The organism is Marinobacter nauticus (genome assembly GCF_003634635.1).
In the GTDB taxonomy this organism is placed as follows: Bacteria; Pseudomonadota; Gammaproteobacteria; order Pseudomonadales; family Oleiphilaceae; genus Marinobacter; species Marinobacter nauticus.
The window spans coordinates 1-17966 of record NZ_RBJB01000009.1; the positions used below are offsets into that span (position 1 = coordinate 1).

At 54.9% G+C, this 17966-nt stretch carries 15 protein-coding genes; 12 read left to right on the forward strand and 3 right to left on the reverse strand.

Translation table 11 applies throughout. From position 1 onward, the window contains the following. The 7 genes from C7436_RS18460 to C7436_RS18490 form a co-directional block, all read left to right on the forward strand. Window positions 1-714 (forward strand): bacteriophage T4 gp5 trimerisation domain-containing protein (locus C7436_RS18460; RefSeq protein ID WP_410110938.1); only part of this gene is annotated, 714 nt, incomplete at its 5' end. After that, entirely contained in the window at window positions 711-1328 is a 618-nt protein-coding gene (locus C7436_RS18465) for a DUF4123 domain-containing protein (protein ID WP_121208705.1), read from the forward strand. The genes C7436_RS18460 and C7436_RS18465, both read left to right, overlap by 4 nt. Further along, window positions 1325-3991: a toxin VasX gene (locus C7436_RS18470; protein ID WP_121208706.1), complete on the forward strand. Its 2667-nt coding sequence runs from the start codon at window positions 1325-1327 to the stop codon at window positions 3989-3991. Before C7436_RS18465 ends, C7436_RS18470 begins: the two co-directional genes overlap by 4 nt. After that, window positions 3988-5010, forward strand: coding sequence for a DUF6708 domain-containing protein (locus C7436_RS18475; RefSeq protein WP_121208707.1), 1023 nt, complete (start codon window positions 3988-3990; stop codon window positions 5008-5010). The genes C7436_RS18470 and C7436_RS18475 overlap by 4 nt, the downstream gene beginning before the upstream one ends. Continuing rightward, complete coding sequence (locus C7436_RS18480; protein WP_228198195.1) at window positions 4970-5983, forward strand: formylglycine-generating enzyme family protein; 1014 nt, start codon at window positions 4970-4972, stop codon at window positions 5981-5983. The genes C7436_RS18475 and C7436_RS18480 overlap by 41 nt, the downstream gene beginning before the upstream one ends. Window positions 5984-6110: 127 nt before the next feature. Beyond that, window positions 6111-6950, forward strand: a complete 840-nt coding sequence (locus C7436_RS18485) for a hypothetical protein (RefSeq protein WP_121208708.1) — start codon at window positions 6111-6113, stop codon at window positions 6948-6950. A gap of 123 nt (window positions 6951-7073) precedes the next feature. Beyond that, the gene (locus C7436_RS18490; RefSeq protein ID WP_121208709.1) at window positions 7074-7772 is read left to right on the forward strand and encodes a DUF3592 domain-containing protein; all 699 of its coding nucleotides are present in this window, start codon (window positions 7074-7076) and stop codon (window positions 7770-7772) included. Window positions 7773-7784: 12 nt separating this feature from the next. Here C7436_RS18490 and C7436_RS18495 read toward each other — a convergent pair whose 3' ends face one another. After that, window positions 7785-8171 carry a thiol-disulfide oxidoreductase DCC family protein gene (locus tag C7436_RS18495; RefSeq protein WP_121208710.1) on the reverse strand — a complete coding sequence of 129 codons (387 nt, stop codon included), beginning with the start codon at window positions 8169-8171 and terminating at the stop codon, window positions 7785-7787. Between the two features lie 201 nt (window positions 8172-8372). On the opposite strand from C7436_RS18495, the gene C7436_RS18500 reads away from it, so the two are divergent. The 5 genes from C7436_RS18500 to C7436_RS18520 all read left to right on the forward strand — a co-directional run bounded on the left by C7436_RS18500 (window position 8373) and on the right by C7436_RS18520 (window position 16208). Continuing rightward, window positions 8373-9473 (forward strand): AI-2E family transporter, encoded by a 1101-nt coding sequence (locus C7436_RS18500; protein ID WP_113878794.1) that lies wholly within the window; start codon window positions 8373-8375, stop codon window positions 9471-9473. A 105-nt stretch (window positions 9474-9578) separates the two neighbouring features. Further along, window positions 9579-10721 (forward strand): zinc-binding dehydrogenase, encoded by a 1143-nt coding sequence (locus tag C7436_RS18505; RefSeq protein ID WP_031210259.1) that lies wholly within the window; start codon window positions 9579-9581, stop codon window positions 10719-10721. Beyond that, window positions 10721-11776 (forward strand): proline racemase family protein, encoded by a 1056-nt coding sequence (locus tag C7436_RS18510; RefSeq protein ID WP_113878796.1) that lies wholly within the window; start codon window positions 10721-10723, stop codon window positions 11774-11776. The genes C7436_RS18505 and C7436_RS18510 overlap by 1 nt, the downstream gene beginning before the upstream one ends. 137 nt (window positions 11777-11913) lie before the next feature. Further along, window positions 11914-13095, forward strand: coding sequence for an efflux RND transporter periplasmic adaptor subunit (locus tag C7436_RS18515; protein ID WP_121208711.1), 1182 nt, complete (start codon window positions 11914-11916; stop codon window positions 13093-13095). Next, on the forward strand, window positions 13092-16208 hold the full coding sequence (locus C7436_RS18520; protein ID WP_121208712.1) for an efflux RND transporter permease subunit: 3117 nt from the start codon (window positions 13092-13094) through the stop codon (window positions 16206-16208). Before C7436_RS18515 ends, C7436_RS18520 begins: the two co-directional genes overlap by 4 nt. A 17-nt stretch (window positions 16209-16225) precedes the next feature. Here the strand turns inward: C7436_RS18520 and C7436_RS18525 are convergent, their stop codons facing one another. Both C7436_RS18525 and C7436_RS18530 read right to left on the reverse strand, forming a co-directional pair. Then, entirely contained in the window at window positions 16226-17044 is an 819-nt protein-coding gene (locus tag C7436_RS18525; RefSeq protein WP_121208713.1) for an ABC transporter permease subunit, read from the reverse strand. Continuing rightward, entirely contained in the window at window positions 17037-17966 is a 930-nt protein-coding gene (locus C7436_RS18530) for an ABC transporter permease subunit (RefSeq protein ID WP_121208714.1), read from the reverse strand. The genes C7436_RS18525 and C7436_RS18530 overlap by 8 nt, the downstream gene beginning before the upstream one ends.

The window sequence follows — 17966 nt, forward strand, 5'->3', positions numbered from 1 at the left end:
AAGACCAAAACCCACAAGGGCGAGGGCAGCAACGAACTGCGCTTTGAAGACGAAGCGGGCGAAGAGCAGATCTACGTGCACGCCCAGAAAGACCTAGACCTGCTGACGGAAAACAACCGCACCGAAGTTATCAGGAATGACAGCCACCTGACGGTGGAAAACAACCGCTTCAGCCACACCAAAGGCAACCGCCACCACACCACAGATGGCGAACATCGCGAGAGTATCGGCGCCGACTACAGCCTCACCGTAAACGGCAGCCACCACAGCAAGCAGGGCAAAAACCAGCTGGTGGAAGCCGGCACCGAAATCCACCACAAGGCGGGTATGAAAATAGTGATCGAAGCCGGAGCCGAGGTGACGCTGAAAGCGGGTGGCAGCTTTGTGAAGGTAGACCCGAGTGGGGTGACAGTGTCTGGGCCTTTGGTGAGGATGAATTCCGGAGGTGGGCCCGGGAGTGGTAGCGGGGTTGGGGTAACTGGGCCGTTGTTGCCAAATGTGGTGACTCATGATGCTTTATCTGAGCAGCCAGTCTCAACACTTCCCCATACCGAGACACGGCATTCCGGTGATACTCAGTCTGTAAACGCGGACCAGCTGCGACCGACTGAGGCTGACCTGAAACAGGCCGCAAGTTTCAGAAATTCAGCGAGAAACGAAGAAACTTTTTCGGAGGTTTGCTCTGTGAGATCGGACCAGAGGATTTCTTCATGACGCTGCAGAGTTCGAACATTCAAGGAAGCCTGTCGCCGTCCGACAAAAAAATGTTCATGTTGTTTGATGGAGCGATCGCGGGTGGCCTGCGAAGTTTGTATGAAGAGAGACTGGATGTATGCCCTTTAATGGTACTTAAAGACGGCGTTTTCGATGGCGTATCAGCATTAGGGCCGATGATTGCTGATTTTGGAGCGAGCATAGTGCTCAAAGAGCTGTGGGCAAAGAACCATCCCTTAGTCGCGAGGGCTTCGGTGTTGCACACGTCTTATGATGAGTCAGCATTATTGGACTTTATGCGGTCTAGGGTTCAGGTGATGATGCCGGAGGGGCACGCTGTCTGGCTGAGGATTGGTGATGCCAAGGTAGTCTCGAGACTAGCTGGAGTCGACGGTCGTTTACCCGCTCATTTTTGGTCTGGCATTAACAGCATCTTTTTCCGTTCAAGTGATGGATCGATGACTCAGTATCGCCCTTCACCTTCCAGAATGAGTGACGAACAAAAGGAAGGACAATTCGCGTCTAATCTGGTGGCCCCATGCTTTCAATTTAGCTTGGATTTGCTGGCCGCTCTGGATTCTTCTGCGGATAACCAACACAGGGACGTGTTATGACTTATTGCGCAACTTGCCCACTAATGACGGCTTTTCTACCCCTTCGATACGCCATCGGCCCTATGCGCTATGAGGGAGAGCTCTTAGCTGGGCTGGAATTGCCCGATTTGCCGGACCTGTTTCCTAATATTGATCGTTATACTGATCTTCAGGATCGGAATCTTGGACTCGTTCCTCGATTTCTGAGAGATGGCTGGTTGTATGTTTGGAGTGAGTTCGAAGGGAGGTTAATTGAGTATTCGGTTAATGATTCCCTGCTTCAGGAAACGACCCGAGGTGGAGAGGTTGTTGATCATCGCGGCAATGTCTACTTGTCTTTACCTTCTGGTGAGCCTGCTGATGTCGCCTGGAGTGAGAATCAATGGTCTGACGCTCATTTCGAAATGATTGTGAATGAACCGGGTCAGCGCAGCAAGTTTATGCGCAGGATTGTGCCAGGAGGTTCACCGAACACTCAGTTGCTTGATGAAAAGACCTTTTATGCCTTACCAGAAGTTACCTCCATTGAGGAGTTTGACTGGACTGGCCTGACTCCAACCATTCCCCACTGGCCTCGGTTGGAGCGCTCTACCCGGCGATTTGACCAGCGCGTGATGGGGATAGTGGACGATCCATGGGGTGTTACCGAAGATCTGGCCGCATTGGTTCGTCTGGCTCACGATAACCAGGAGAGGTTAAGAGCCAGATTCGGTGGAGAGTGGAGTTTGGCGAAGACGATCAAGGATCTTTATGAGACTGATCGCCAGCTTGAAGCGAAACTTCCTGAACTTGTAGATCTACCGAAATTACAGAGAGTGTGGCGGGAATCGGATGAGTCTCAGTCACATTTTGAAGACGTTGTTGCTGGGCTCCTTGATTCCTGGGTCCTATGGATGGATACCCTCGAATGTGCGAATGGCCCTGAAACCCTCGCAAGTTCATGCGAGAGCCTGGATCTGGCTAAAGAAGATCATCACACCATTCTGCAGGAAAAATTCGGACTTGCTTTGCTTGGTCCCTCCTATTTCAGTAAAGGGGCCGGGGCTATCGGCCGCCTCGCCGCAGTTCAGGGGGAGGGGACTCGCTGGTTCTGGAATGCGTTGCTTGGGATAAGAGAGCGTGTATCACTAGGTGACGTCGAGAAGCTAGTATCAATTGGTGATATGGCTAACGATTCTGTTGAAGATCTATCCAAAGCTGCCACTGCTGTGGTTGCCTCCATAAACTCTAAGGTGTCGGGTTTAGTGGGTCGGGCACCAATTCCATCGGCTGTGCCGACTCAAATACTTTTCAACGCTATTTCGCCTGCAGCCGCAGTTGAATTGAGAGGATTCCCGCATCGAATCTCACTCTTAGGCAGTGGTTTTTTGGTGTCTGGATTGGCACGAACAGGACAGTCATTGGCGGTGGACAGTGTAGGTGCTGTTCAATCGAATCAGTGGCTGAGTGAGGCGGCAAAAAATAGTGGCAATGCAGCGGCGACTCTTAGTCCTCCTGACGTCGAAGCACGGAAAGTGCCCGTTATTCGTATCACATCAGCAAATGCTGGCCAATATTTTAAAGGCAACCCATACAGCCTCAAGGATGCTTTAGAAAAGGCTCCTTTGCGTTCAGTTCTGGTTGTTCTGACCGGATTGAACATGGTGTCTGCAATCTCAGAATTTTTTACCGATTCGAATAAAGATGTCGAAGGTTTAGCAAAGGCTACCGGGAGTGTCACTGGTTTCACCGCTGCAGCCTTATCATTAGAGCACAAGATTTCCGAGCTTAATTGGAATAAAGGACTCTCAAGGTCACCTAACCCAGCAGCGTATAGCCATGGAGTAGGTGCAGTTGCAGCCGCGCTCACCGCTGCCACTGCGGCTTTCGATATAATTGTATTTGGCATGCAAGCGATCGAGTCGTACCGTTCTGGTGATTTCGATACGTCTGCTCTTGAGGTCGGCTTGATGGGGGTGTCGTCGGGGCAACTGGCACTCAGTGTGAGAGCCTTTAGAGCGTATCGTGAGGCGAGAGCTGCCGCACTAGGGTTGCAAGTTGCTTCTTCAGTTCGGGGATTGTCTAGGCTGGGTGGCTTCTATACGGCGTTGTCTCTAGGCCTAACTGCATCCTTGATTGGAGGCTTGGTCGCCCGTCACTACGCGCAGAATACACCGCTTGAGCGTTGGCTCGCTAATACTAGATTTGGTGTAAAGCCGGCCGAGTGGTCAGGAAACTATCGAGATGAAATGGAGCAGTTGTACACGGTTATTTTTCCCATCAAGTTGAGGCTGGAAAGGGTTCCAAGGTTAAATCCGCATACGGGAATCCATATGCAGGATTGCTGGTTGATTCTTGAGCTAGCAGGCCAAAGTGCTTTGAATCCTGAAACTATTTATTTTTCTGGCGATGAGTTGAGAAGCGGTGTTGGTTACCGGTCTTTGGCATGGGTTGAACGCCAATTACGAGCTGTTCTGGATACAGAGGAAAGAGAGTACATCCTTCAGCCAAAGCGAACCCCTGTGACTTGGTCTGGTTCTGATTTTAGTCTGCATGTGGGTACAAGAGTTCATAACGCCGCAGCTACGGCTACATACAGAAGAGTTTATCACGATGATGACCAAATCTTTGGGCTACAGGGCGAGTTAATCTATCGACCACAACCTGGTTTGGAAATGCCTCCGGTAAAGGTTGATATCTGGTGATTGAAAACGCGAAAAAGTTGTTTGACGCTGTAACTAACAAAATTGGGAGTTCCTCAAATGCTCTTCAGCTGAGCGGTGGCTCTGGTACTGGCTATGCTCCATCCCAGCCCGGTCTCATAGAGTCACAAGATGAGGTATCTTTGGCTTTGAGAACCGGGAGCACTGATAGCAGGGGGATTCTTACAGGCGTAGGTTTTTTTGTGGGAGCCGTTGGAATACTGCTTGTTTTGCTGCCTAACCTATTTGGAACACCTTATAGTTCGAATTTGGACTGGTGGGTTTTCTTTCTCTCAGTTTTAGTCATTATTGCTCCTGCAATATGGGAGGTTAGCCGTCCGCCCAGGCTACCTGTAGTTTTTAATCGGCGTACGCGGGAGATTTACTACGATCAAAAAGGCGAACTCTACTACTCAGAATGGGATGATATAGAGGCAGTCGCGTATGAGTATACGATAGTCAATCAGTACTCAGGGGCCATTATTCATGGAAATTTGGAAATTGTTCTTCGGAAGTTTGGTGACCCCGACGATCGGATAGTGCTGAATCTATCAGGCGTTCCAGCGGGCAAGCGCTTACCAACCTTATTAAGTTTCTGGGAATATTTGAGAAGCTATATGACAGTTGGCCCGTGGTTTGACGAGACCGGCAATAAGACAGAGTTTAAGAATTCGTTTATAGAGAAAAACTTGAAATCCAGTGACATTTCCTTTCTTGACTTGGTTCTTGATTCAAGGAGAACTTTGGGGAGAGAACGCAGAGAGGGGGAGGGTGTTTCTGGGGCGGCCTTTCTTTCTTGGGTGACCTCTTACATGCTGTTCCTGCCAGCATTCGGCATGGAATTTGTCCAGAAGATTGACAGAAAGAAGGCCCGTAAACACTGGCCTGAAGTCATCCAAGAACGCTTAAAACCGAACGGCCCCACAACGCGCCTTATCGATATCGAAGAAGACTACATCGTACGAAAACAGCAGCAGCTGGATGATCTTCATGATCGGATGCGTAAAACCCTGCCGAGGTAAATTGAAGTCCAATGCAATAGATATGAGAGGTTTCAGGACGTTACTTGATCACTTAAGGATCTCCTGTTTAATTGCCTCGTCAGCGCTTATTTCTAGCTGCGTCGAGGAGAGTGCCGTCTCTCACTTAGTTGAGCTGGCGATAGATAATCAGGTGTTCGTGCAAGGTGGTGAGTTTGCTCTTGGAGATGTTGGGAAGCCTGATGGCACTCCTTACGTGACTCTGACGGATCATAGCCGCCCAGTGGTTAACGTTAGGATCGATAGTTACTCGATATCGCGGTTCGAGACGACTTGGGGTGAAATGGCAGTCTACTACGAAGATCTTGAGCGAGCTCACCTATATGCAGACCAGTTCAGCTTAAAAAAGTACCTGATGGTTTCGGATGACCCCTTGTCACCCAACTATTACCTAAAGCCCGCCCGGGTACCAAATTACGGAGAGGCTGAGGGGTATTGCGCCTGGCTTGCAGAACGCACCGGGCTGCCTTTTGCTTTGCCTACGGAGGCTCAGTGGGAGTATGCGGCTCGAAGCCGGGGGAGGGCGGTGCCCTATGCCACCGATACAGGCGATGTCGAGAGGGATCCCTACCTGCGCCGCCCAAAAGAGTATGTTGACCCTTCCATACCGCCTTCTGGCAACACCCTGATGCACTCTTCGCTGAAGTTCGAGCGGCGCCCGGTTGGAAGCTACCCACCAAATCCGCTAGGCCTCTATGACATGACCGGAAACGTAGCGGAATGGACGCAGGATTGGTTTCAAGGCGACTATTACAGGAACGCACCCAAGGAAAATCCAAAGGGTCCTGACGGTCCGCTTGATACCGACAATCCTGAAAAAACCGTGAGGGACTGGGCCGGTAGAGGGGAGCACATTGGCGGTGGCGGCACCGTATTTGCTCGAAGTGGTCAGCACATTGATTCTTCGGGGAATGGTTTCCGTTGTGTCGTTAACCGCTCTGAGCCTGTTAACTGATTAACGGAGTGCAATACTCTGACGCTGTACGACAAGTAATTCCGACGATAAATATGTGAGGTTTTCAAGTTCAGAGGAAGAGCTCAGCACTTTAATAAGAGTTGATAAAACACGGACGTTACTATCAATGCAGTATATTTCAGCCTTTCTCTTCTTACCCTCAACGCTCGTTCTTCTCAGTTATGTAGCGACGACAGTGGCCGGCGGCTCTGGATATTCTTTTCTGGGAATCGAGAATAGGGCTCTGGACATCGGGTTCCTGATCGTCTTCTTTGTCAGCAGTGTGGCTGGATGGCTGACCGTGTTTTTCGGTGTGCCTTTTCGCGATGGAGATCGTATTACCCTCATTGGTAAAGGCTTGCTGATGGGGTTTCTGACGTGGCCTTTCGTAATTATCTCACTTTTTTTCGACGGCAGGATTGCTCTCGCAAGTTGCTTGTTCTTAGGTTGGCTTGGTTTGGCTGTTTCGTTCTTGCCCGCCATTAACAGCTTCTGGAATCGCCGGTTGCCTATACTTGGCATGCTTACGGTTGCACTAGGAATTCCTGTGCTGATTAATCCGGCGCTATGGGCTACCTCCAAATCGGCTCCCATACGCGAGGCTTATTGGGGCGTTTATTATCCGGACTATGCAGTAGAAGAGGGCGAAGATTTTGTTGCGTACTATCAGGACCATGAGAAGCGCTTCGAAAAAACTCCACGTTCAATAATTTCCAAAACGGGAATGTTCTTGGTTAACGTCCTGGGTCGCCCGCTATCCAATAGCTTCAACCATTGCGGGGCAAGCGACAACGTTCACGTATTTGTCAGTAGTTCCGCGGACGGTTGTGGTTTCGATAAAACGGAGTTTTCGGGGAATACCCTGGAAATTGTGTTTTACATGCCGGGAAAACTACGTTGCGTTAGTTGCCGGCAGTTTGGCAAGCCAGAGCATTGGATGTGGGTCGAGTCCCTTCAGAATCTGTGATCTGATCCCAAATTTCTAACTCTCGATGCTACCGAAGCCCGTCGATGGCATAGTTCTCAATGGTTCTATAAAATCCCGGCCAACACCTCCCAGGGAAGAACCCAAAACACAAGGATTGAACCATTGAAAACCCTGAATATCCTCAAATACGTCTTCACACTCATTGGCGCCGGTATGCTCGTTGGTGCGGTGATGAGTTACAGCAGTACGGTGTCATTTATTGAGCGAGCTACGGAAGCCACGGGCACGGTCATTGATCTGGAGCGCTCGCGTTCCAGCGATTCAACTACCTACTATCCGGTGGTCGTTTTCGAGGATATCCGTGGTCGGGAGATCGAGTTCCGGTCGCGCTCCGGCTCAAATCCGCCGTCGTTCAGTCGCGGCGAGCGTGTGTCTGTGTTTTACGAGCCGTCGGCTCCGGAGAGTGCTCGAATCAACAGTTTCTTCTCGCTGTGGGGGCTGCCCATGATTCTTGGAGGTATGGGGCTCGTGTTTGGCGCCATTGGCGGCGGGATGCTGTTGTTTGGTTGGAAGAAGAGCCGCTCACAGGCTTACCTGAAAGATCACGGCACCGAGGTGCTCGCAACATTTTCGTCGGTTGAGCAAAACACCAGTCTGACCGTGAACGGTCGTAACCCGTTCCGCATTGTCTGCCAGTGGCAGCACCCGCAAACCGGTGAGCTTCATGTATTCCGAAGCGATAACCTGTGGTTCGATCCGAGTAATTATATTCACCAGGAAACAGTGCCCGTGCTGGTCGATGAGGCCAATCTCAAGCGCTATTGGGTGGATACCTCATTCCTGCCCAAGCTGGCCAGCTAGCAGTCTTTTGCCTCAGGTTCCCGGTGGGCACGATTTTTCGTGGCCCATCGCACAAATGTATTTACGCTCATACCGTTTGTCGGCCCAGGTTTCATAAATCCGGCTGGCAATCGGGTGAATCACCGTCCACAGAAGCGGCTTGAACAACCAGCCAAATCGGGTGTGCGACCAGGCTCGCACATTGGCGTGTAATCCCGTTACCCACTCCCCGGTCCAGCTCATCAGATGCAATCGCCGAAGCAGTTGCTCCCGGGAAGGGAGTTGCTGGTTGCTCGGGTTTTGTTCGTGAATATCCGCAAAGATCAGGTTGCCGGTCTGCAATCTTCGCAGGGTGCGTATCTCACGCGCGCACAGGGGGCAGGAACCATCGTAGAACAATGTATCGTAGCGCGGTGCCATGGGTTCTCCGCTGTCAGCTGTTTATCCCGAAGGTATACGGTGTGCTGGGCGTGGATGGTTCAGTTTCCTCAAATGCATTTGGTAATTGTTTGATAATGCGGGTGCTTCCTGTAAACGCTACACTGTGTTGCTAATCGCCAGATTGTTGCGCTGGTGAAACTCCTGTGCCCTGAGCGGCACTCTGACAAGGTATAACGGCCCATGGATGACCAGAAGACAGAATCCCCGCAATCGAATGGCACAGGTTCGCGATCGTTCGCGGATCTCTCCACGCCAATCTACGGGTTGTTCATCCTTGGCATTCTGTACACCCTGTATATTGCTCATCAGATTGTTCTCCCGATCATCCTGGCGGTACTGACCAGCCTGTTACTGGCGCCTCTGGTCAAAAAGGCTTACTTGCGCTGGCGCATACCGCGTGTGGTATCCGCATTGGTTCTGGTGCTGGCGGTCCTTGCCGGAATTCTGGGGCTGGGTGCCGCGGTCGCCACGCCAGCTCTGGAGTGGGCCCAGAAAGCACCGGAGGGGCTGTCCCGCCTGTTGGTGGGGGAAAGTGAGATCATGCGCCAGATCGACAAGGTCAGTCAGTCTGCCGAGCAGGTCGAAAAATCGGTTGAGGAGCTTTCCAAAGATCAGGGCACCAAACCCACCACGGTGGTTCTGCAAACCGACTCCTGGCGCAGTCAGTTAATGTCCAAGGCCCGAAACGGCATTGCCGGGCTGGCGCTGGCACTGGCGTTAACCTATTTCCTTTTGGTCAGCGGCGACCGGTTGATTCGCAACTTCGTCAAGCAGTTGCCCCGGTCCCAGCGCAAGACCGTGCTGAGGATCACCCACGATTCCCAGCATCAGATTGCGCAATATCTGGCGGTACTGGGGTTGTCCAATACGTCTGTCGGCGTGTTGACCGGCCTGATCTGTTGGGCCATCGGCCTGCCAGACCCGGCCGTCTGGGGCCTGATTGCAGGCCTTGCACGGTTTATTCCGTACCTTGGTAACATGCTTACCATCACCCTGTTGGCCATAGTCTCCGCCATTTCCCTGGACGTGCTCTGGATGATGGTGCTTGCGCCGATCAGCTTCATTGTGCTCACCACGATTGTCGGATTTTTCCTTGAGCCCTGGATTCATGGTTTCCGGATGGCCATCAACCCCGTGATCATCTTTGTTTCGATCTTCTTCTGGGGCTGGTTGTGGGGGCCAGTGGGGGTTCTCCTTGCTGTGCCCTTGATGACGGTTATCCAGGTGGTCCTCAAGCAGATTCCGCGATTAAGGCCGGTTTATCGGGTAATCGCTCGGTAAACCGGTTGAGTCTAATGGATATCCGTAACAGGCCCTGACACACCCGGTGATCTTTCCTATTCTGTCTGGGTAGTTTATTCACCAGAACAGGAGGGTCTGTTGCCGATGATCCCGTCCTCAATGAAGGCGATGGTTCTGAAAGGCCATGGCGGAATTGATCAGCTCATGTATCAGGATGTACCGGTACCTCAGCCAAGGGAAGGCGAGGTGCTGGTTCAGGTAACTGCCACCGCCAAGAACAACACAGACCGCAAAGCCCGTGAGGGGCTATACCCCACTAAAAAAGGGGAAATGACGTCGTTCCAGATGGGTGGCAAGCCTACGCTCACCTTCCCTCGCATTCAGGGGGCCGATATTGTCGGTCGTATTGTTGCTGTGGGCGCGGGTGTCAGTGAACAGCGTATCGGCGAACGCGGCTTGTTGGATTTCAACATCTATGCGGACAACCGCACAGACATCAATCTCACGCCGGATTATTACGGGCATGGCGCAGATGGCGGATACGCCGAGTACGTCGCTTTACCGTCTGATCAGTTCCATCACATTCCCAATCCGGACCTGGCCGACGCCGAGCTCGCTTCCATGGGCATGTGTTCTTATCAGACCGCCTACCACATGCTTACGTCCGCCAATATTCAGGCTGGTGAACGCGTGCTGGTTACCGGTGCCAGCGGTGGCGTGGGTACGGCACTGATTCAGCTCTGCCGGATTATCGGTGCCATTCCCTATGCTCTGAGCCAGAAGGACAAGGCTGATCCATTGCTGAAGCTCGGCGCCGAGGCCGTTCTCGACAGAACTGACATGGATAGCTTTGTCGATCGGGTAAAGGCCGAAACCGGAGGCAAGCCGCTGGACGCGGTCATGGACCTGGTGGGCGGCGACATGACGGACCGTTTCATCGACGCCATGATTTTTGACATGAATGCCCGGAGCACCTATCCGAGGCTGAGTATTGCCGGGGCCAGTGGCGGCAACATCAGCGAAATTCTCTGGACCCGCATCTATCTGTACCAGGTGCAGATTTTCGGTGTGTCCCATGGAACCCGGGAAGAGGCAGAACAGCTTATGAGATGGATCCGGAGTGGTGATTTGAAGCCGGTACTGCACGGTGCTTTCCGGCTGTCTGAGTTGCACCGCGCGGAGGAGTACTTCGTGAACCGAGGCAGCAATTACCTGGGGAAAATCGTGATTGTGCCCGATGCCCAGTGGCAGGAGCACGGGCAACCCTACGAGGTGGAGGCGGACTGATGAAACCGGAACTGACCATTCAGTTGATGGACACTCACGCCGGTGGTGATGTCAGCCGCATTGTTACCGGCGGCATTGACCTGTTGCCCGGCGACACCGTGCGGGCGCAGATGGAGTACCTCCGGGACGATGCTGACGGCTTGCGCAAACTCCTGCTGGAGGAGCCCTATGGCATTCCCGAAATGTCCGTGGATTTGCTGGTTCCTGCCACCGATCCCAGGGCGGCGGCCGGGTACATTATTATGGAGGTGATGGGATATCCCATCTATTCGGGTTCCAACACCATCTGTACGGCGACGGCGGTCCTCGAGGCTGGCATAGTGCCAAAGCAGGAGGGCAAGCAACATTTCATGCTGGAATCGCCGGCGGGTCTCGTGAACATTGAAGCTATTGTTCATGATGGCGTGGTAGAAGCGGTCACCTGCGAGGGCTTGCCGAGCTACATCCACACCTACAATGCCAGTATTAACGTGCCGGGCATTGGCGAGGTTGGCTACAGTGTGGCCTATAGTGGCGGGTTTTATGCCCTGGTGGATGCAAAATCACTGGGCTTTGACCTGACCCTTGATGAGGAACGGGAGTTGGCCCGCACCGCGCATGCCATTGTCGAGGCCATTCAGGCTGCCCGTGGATTCTCCCACTACACCCTGGGTGATGTCGGGCCCCTGCCATTTCTGCACTTTATGGGACCGGAAGAAAAAGTGGCCGATGGTTATTACCGCTCACGATCGGCCACCTACGTCCACCCCGGCGTGATCTGTCGTAGCACTACCGGTACCGGCACCTCGGCCAGGCTTGCGTTGATGAACTACGAAGGCCGAATCCAGCCGGGTGACAAGCTGGAAACCGTTTCCCTCCGCGATACCGGGTTCATCGGTGAATTCACCACGGTAGAAACCGAAGGCGACTATCAGGTCGTCAAGAACAGTATTACCGGAAAGGGCTATGTGATTGCCCATTCGGACATCGTCGTGAACTGCGACGATCCCATGGTCGACTGTGATGGTCTGCACCACATTCTCTCAAGTCGCCATCCACAGCGCCCTGCAACCTAGACGGACGCCACCGCCTGAAGCAATGGCTGCATGCACCATCAGCGACTAAGATTGATTCAGTAACTCAATCAGTCGCTATGCGTCGTTAATGGGCAGGCTCTGGCAGGGCCTTGCCCACGATACAGGGAATGGTGTCCATGCAGCTTCTTGAGATGTCTTATAAAGAGCGACTCCGTGCACTCGGATGGTCGTTGGTGTTGTCTTTGCTGGTGGGGTGTTCCGAGTCTGCGGAGTCGCCATCGCCTCAGCCCGTTGCGGTGTCGGTGGTGGAGCTCAAAACCTCGGAGGTTCGACCTTCCCGGGAATTCGTTGCCCGCACCTCAGCGTCCGCCCGGGCAGACATCATGGCCCGGATCGAGGCCGAAATCCGTGAGGTGCTGTTCAGAGAGGGCGCGCGGGTGGAGCAGGGGCAGGTGTTACTGCGGCTGGAAGATACGCGCGCCAATGCCGATCTGCAGCAGGCTGAAGCGGAGCTGGCTGCAGCCCGTGCCGAGCTGGACTCCGCGCGCCGGAATCTGGACCGGGGAGAGGATGTTGCGGGTAAAGGCTTCCTGTCGGCAGCAGATCTCGACAAACTCAAGGACCGTTTCAGCGCTGCTCAAAGCCGCCTTCAGACCGCAGAAGCGGCGCTTCAGAAGGCACGCACCAATCTTGATTACGCGGAACTCAAGGCTCCCTTCAACGGCTGGGTAGGCCGCCTGAATTATGATGTCGGCGCGGTAGTCGGGCCGGCTACTGGTCCCATTACGTCGGTACTGGTGACGGACCCGATGTACGTGGAGTTTCAGGTCAACGAGGCTGACTTCATTGCGTTTCGCCGGGCGGGTGCCGAATCCGCGCAGGCAGTCGCGAAGAGTCTGGACCTTTCACTGACCTTGTCCGATGGTGAAGTCTACGCCCAGCCGGGCACGCTCGACTTCGCCGATGTACAGACCGATGCCAGTACCGGTACCGTGGCAATTCGTGCGGTATTCCCGAATCCGGATGCGGTGCTGGTGCCTGGTCTTTACGTTACGCTGAAGGTCTCCGGACATACCGGAGAGGCACGGGTCCTGGTACCGCAGGTGGCGATTCAGGAGACCATTGAAGGCAAGTTTGTCCTGCTGGTGGATGACCAGAATCAGGTGGCCCAGCGATTCATTAAGACCGGCGCCCGTGACGGAGCATTACTGGTCGTGGAATCCGGCCTGGAGGCCGGGGACCGGGTCATTGTTGAAGGGCTGCAGAAGGTTCGTGCCGGCGTCGCGGTGAATCCGGTCCGCAAAGACATCGATCCAGACACCGGCGTGTTGAGCCAGCCCGGTGAGGCACAGCCATGATCAGCCGCGTGTTTATTCAGCGCCCGAAGTTTGCCTTCGTTATTTCCATTCTCATCACGCTCGCGGGGGCGCTCGCATTACGTATCCTGCCTGTCAACATGTACCCGGACATGGCGCCACCCCAGGTTCAGGTGACTGCGACGTTGCCAGGTGCCAGCGCCCAGGTGGTAGAGGAGGCTGTCATACGGCCGGTGGAGCAGCAGCTCAACGGCGTGGAGGGCATGATTTACATGGAATCATCGGCCTCCAGTGACGGTACCGCCAAAATCACGCTGACCTTTGAAAGCGGGACCGACACGGACATTGCCCAGGTGAATGTGCAGAACCGGGTCGCGCTGGCCGAGCCCTTCCTGCCAGATGAGGTCCGGCGCCAGGGTGTTATCGTCAGCAAGCAATCCGGCAACATGCTGCTGGGCATCAACCTGACTTCCAGCCGGGATGACCTCGACGGTGTGTTTCTCAGCAACTATGCCTCAAACAATCTCGTGGAGGCGTTGGGCCGGGTTGCCGGGGTGGGCTCCGCTGAAGTGATGGGCGCCAAGGATTACAGCATGCGGGTGTGGCTGAATCCCCGCCGCATGGCTGCTCTGGATGTGACGGTTGCGGAGGTGGCCGCCGCGCTGAAGGAGCAGAACCAGATTGTCGCCGCCGGTAAGCTCGGACAATCCCCGGTGCCTGCCGGGCAGCAGTTTGTCTATAGCATCCAGACACGGGCGCGGTTATCGGACCCGGAAGAGTTCGGGCAAACGATCCTGCGGTCCCGGCCGGACGGCGGATTTGTCCGGCTGCGGGATGTCGGCCGGATTGAACTTGGTTCGCGGTCCTACACTTCCACTGCGAAACTGAACAACCGCGACACGGCCTTTCTGGTGATCTACCAGCTCCCGGATGCCAACGCGCTGGATGTGGCAGAAAGGGTGAAAGCCTTGGTCGAAAGTGCCTCGGCAAGTTTTCCCGAGGGCGTGGAATACAGCGTTCTGTACGACACCACGGAGTTTATCAGCCGGTCTATCAGTGAAGTGGTCGTTACGCTGTTTCAGGCGGTTGGCCTGGTCATTCTCGTGGTTTTCCTGTTTCTGCAGAACTGGCGTGCCACCCTGATACCCAGCATCGCCATTCCGGTTTCGCTGATCGGAACCTTCGCGGTGATGTCCGTACTTGGCTATTCCATCAATACGATCACGCTGTTCGGCCTGGTTCTGGCGATCGGGATTGTGGTGGATGACGCCATCGTGGTGATCGAGAACGTCGAGCGCATCCTCAAGGAAGAAGCCTTGCCAATCCGTGAGGCGGTCAGCAAAGCCATGGCAGAGGTGACCGGCCCGGTCATCGCCACCACGCTGGTGCTGCTGGCGGTCTTTGTGCCGGTTGCCTTCATGCCGGGCATTACCGGCAAACTGTATCAGCAGTTCTCGGTCACGATTTCGGTGGCTGTGATCATATCCTCTGTTAACGCTCTTACGCTCAGTCCGGCGCTGTGTGTGGCCCTGCTCGGGCGAGGTGGCGATCAATCTGTCCGGTGGCTTCGGCCCTTTGAGACACTGATCACGCGCAGTACGGGTGGTTATTCCAAAGCCCTGGCTCAGCTTCTGCGCAAAGGGATGCTGGTGGGGCTGGTGCTGCTGGTTGTGCTGGTCGCCGGTGGCGGACTCTTCAAGGCGGTACCATCGGCGTTCGTGCCACCGGAAGACCAGGGCTTCCTGTTTGTAGATGTGCAGTTGCCAGATGCAGCCTCGTTGGAGCGAACCGATGCTGTGCTGGAAAAAGTGACGGGCATGGTGCTTGAAGATCCGGCAGTGACGGATTTCATAACCGTGTCGGGTTTTTCCCTGCTGGGAGGCGCCGCATCCAACAATGGTCTCGGCATTGTCATGCTAAAGGATTGGGAGGAGCGGGAATCGCCGGAGCTTGGCCTGGGCAGCGTGATTCCCCGGCTTTATTCAAAACTCTGGACGGTATCCGAGGCCCAGGTGATGGTGTTTAATCCTCCACCGATTCCCGGCCTTGGCACATCGGCCGGTTTTGACTATCGCCTTCAGGACAATCAGGGGCGCGATGTCTCGGAGCTGGCGCAGGTGATGAACGGCCTGATTTTTCAGGCGAACCAGCATCCGGCCCTGTCCCGGGTATACAGTACGTACCGTGCCAATATCCCCCAGTACCTTCTGGAAGTGGACAGAAACAAGGCCAAGGCCCTTGGCATTCAGCTCTCCGATATTTTCTCGACCTTGCAAACTCAGCTGGGCTCCCTGTACGTGAATGATTTCACCCGATTCGGTAAAAACTACCGGGTGTTGTTGCAGGCCGAAGGCGAGTATCGCCAACGGCCAGAGGATCTCACTCACTATTTTGTCCGAAACCAGGAAGGCGACATGGTGCCACTGACAACGCTGGCGTCGTTGGAACCTGTGCTGGGGCCTTCCAGCATTCAGCATTTCAATCTCAAACGCTCGGTCACCCTGTCCGGCGAGCCCGCTCCCGGGTTTGCCAGCGGCGATGCGATCAATGCCATGGAAGCTCTGTCTGAAAGCCTGCCCCAGGGCTATGAGTTCAGTTGGTCCGGTCAGAGCCTGCAGGAAATCCAGGCGGGTAACCTGGCCGCCGTGATCTTTGTGCTGGCCCTGGTGTTTGTGTATCTGTTTCTGGTGGCCCAATACGAAAGCTGGAGCCTGCCTGTTGCGGTTCTCGGTGCGGTGCCGCTGGCACTCGCCGGTGCCATGGCCGGGCTCTGGCTGGTGGGGCTGGCGAACAACATCTACGCCCAGGTGGGGCTGGTATTACTGATCGGTCTTTCCACCAAAACAGCCATCTTGATTGTCGAGTTTGCCATGCAACTTAGGGTATCGGGACTGTCTACGGCCGAGGCGGCTCAGAAGGCCGCCGTGCTGCGATTCCGAGCGGTTCTGATGACGGCGCTGTCGTTTGTATTGGGCGTTCTGCCGCTCGTCTTCGCCAGCGGCGCCGGCGCCGCCAGCCGTGTGAGCCTCGGTATTACCGTGCTCAGCGGCATGGTGGCGGCGACGATTCTGGGGACACTGCTGGTGCCAGTGTTCTATCAGTGGATCCAAAGCATTCGGGATCGGCGAATGGCAGCGGGTCAGGGCGCTTTGTAGCCCGGTCGCGGCACAGATCAGGCCCTAGTTCGTCGTTTTTCTGCTCGCCGCATCCAGAGCCAGGCGATAAACGCAATCACAGACACCGCCGCGATAATCAGCGTCGCCAGTGCGTTGATCTCTGGTGACACTCCCAACCGAACGGAGGAGAACACCACCATTGGCAAGGTGGTGGCTCCCGGGCCAGACACAAAGCTGGCAATTACCAGGTCGTCCAGCGACAGGGTAAATGCCAGCAGCCAGCCGGAAACCAGTGCCGGAGCGATTACTGGCAGGGTGATGACAAAGAAGGTTTTCAGCGGCGTGCAGCCCAGATCCATGGCGGCTTCCTCAATGGAACGATCCACTTCTCTCAGGCGCGCACTCACCACCACAGCCACGTAGGCGCTGCAGAAGGTGGTATGGGCAATCCAGATGGTGGCCATGCCACGATCCATCGGCCAGCCGATCAGTTGGGCCATTTGCACAAACAGCAGCAACAATGACAGGCCGGTGATTACCTCTGGCATTACCAGAGGGGCGGTGATCATGCTGGACAGCAACGTACGCCCGCGCATCTTCTTGAACCGGGTGATCACGAACGCGCACAGGGTGCCCAAACACACCGCCATGCTGGCGGAATAGAAGGCAATGCGCAGGCTCATCCACACCGCCGACAGGATCTGTTCGTTGGCGAGCAAGGCGCCGTACCATTTGGTGGAGAACCCGGCCCATACCGATACCAACCGTGAGGCGTTGAACGAGTATACGATCAGCACCACCATGGGCAGATACAAGAACAGCATGCCCAGCATCAGCATGGTCTTCGAGAAACTTGGGGCTTTTAACCTAACCATTCTTTTCCATCTCCCGGGCCTGGAAGCGGTGGAACAACACAATGGGTACCAGCAGCAGCGCCAGCATCACGATTGCCAACGCAGAGGCCACCGGCCAGTCTCGGTTGTTGAAGAACTCTTCCCAGAGCACCTTGCCGATCATCAGGGTATCCGGACCACCCAGCAGTTCCGGAATCACGAATTCGCCCACGGCTGGAATGAACACCAGCATGGAGCCAGCCAGGATTCCGGCCCTGGACAACGGCAGGGTAATGGCCCAGAAGGTGGTCAGGCTGCGGCAGCCCAGATCCGACGCTGCTTCCAGCAGGCGTATGTCCAGCTTTACCAGGTTGGTGTAGATGGGCAGGATCATGAATGGCAGGTAGGCATAGACGATTCCCAGAATCACCGCGAAGTTGGTGTTCAGCATTTTCAGCGGCGATTCGATCACGCCCAGCCACAGCAGGAAGCTGTTGAGCAGGCCCTGGTTACCGAGTATGCCCATCCAGGCATACACCCGAATCAGGAACGAGGTCCAGGACGGCAGCATCACCATCAGCAGGAACACCAGTTGCCAGTGTTTCGGCGCGCGGGCCATGGCATACGCCATGGGGTAGCCGATCAGCAGGCAGAACAGGGTGGCCAGAAACGCGGTTTTCACCGAGCCCCAGTAGGCGGCGATGTAGAGGCTGTCGGAGACCAGGAACAGGTAATTGCCAAAGTTCACCACCACCGACAGGGTGTTCTCCACCCATCGGAACACCGGCTCGTAGGGCGGAATAGCCATTACTGCCGAGGTCAGGCTGATCTTCAGCACCAGCGCAAACGGCAGCAGGAAGAACAGCAGTAACCAGGCGAAAGGCACACCGAAGACGACCCGTCGGTGAAATACTACCGCCCGCACCCGCTCCGCCAGAGGGGTTGCCAGAATCTTCTTGGTCAT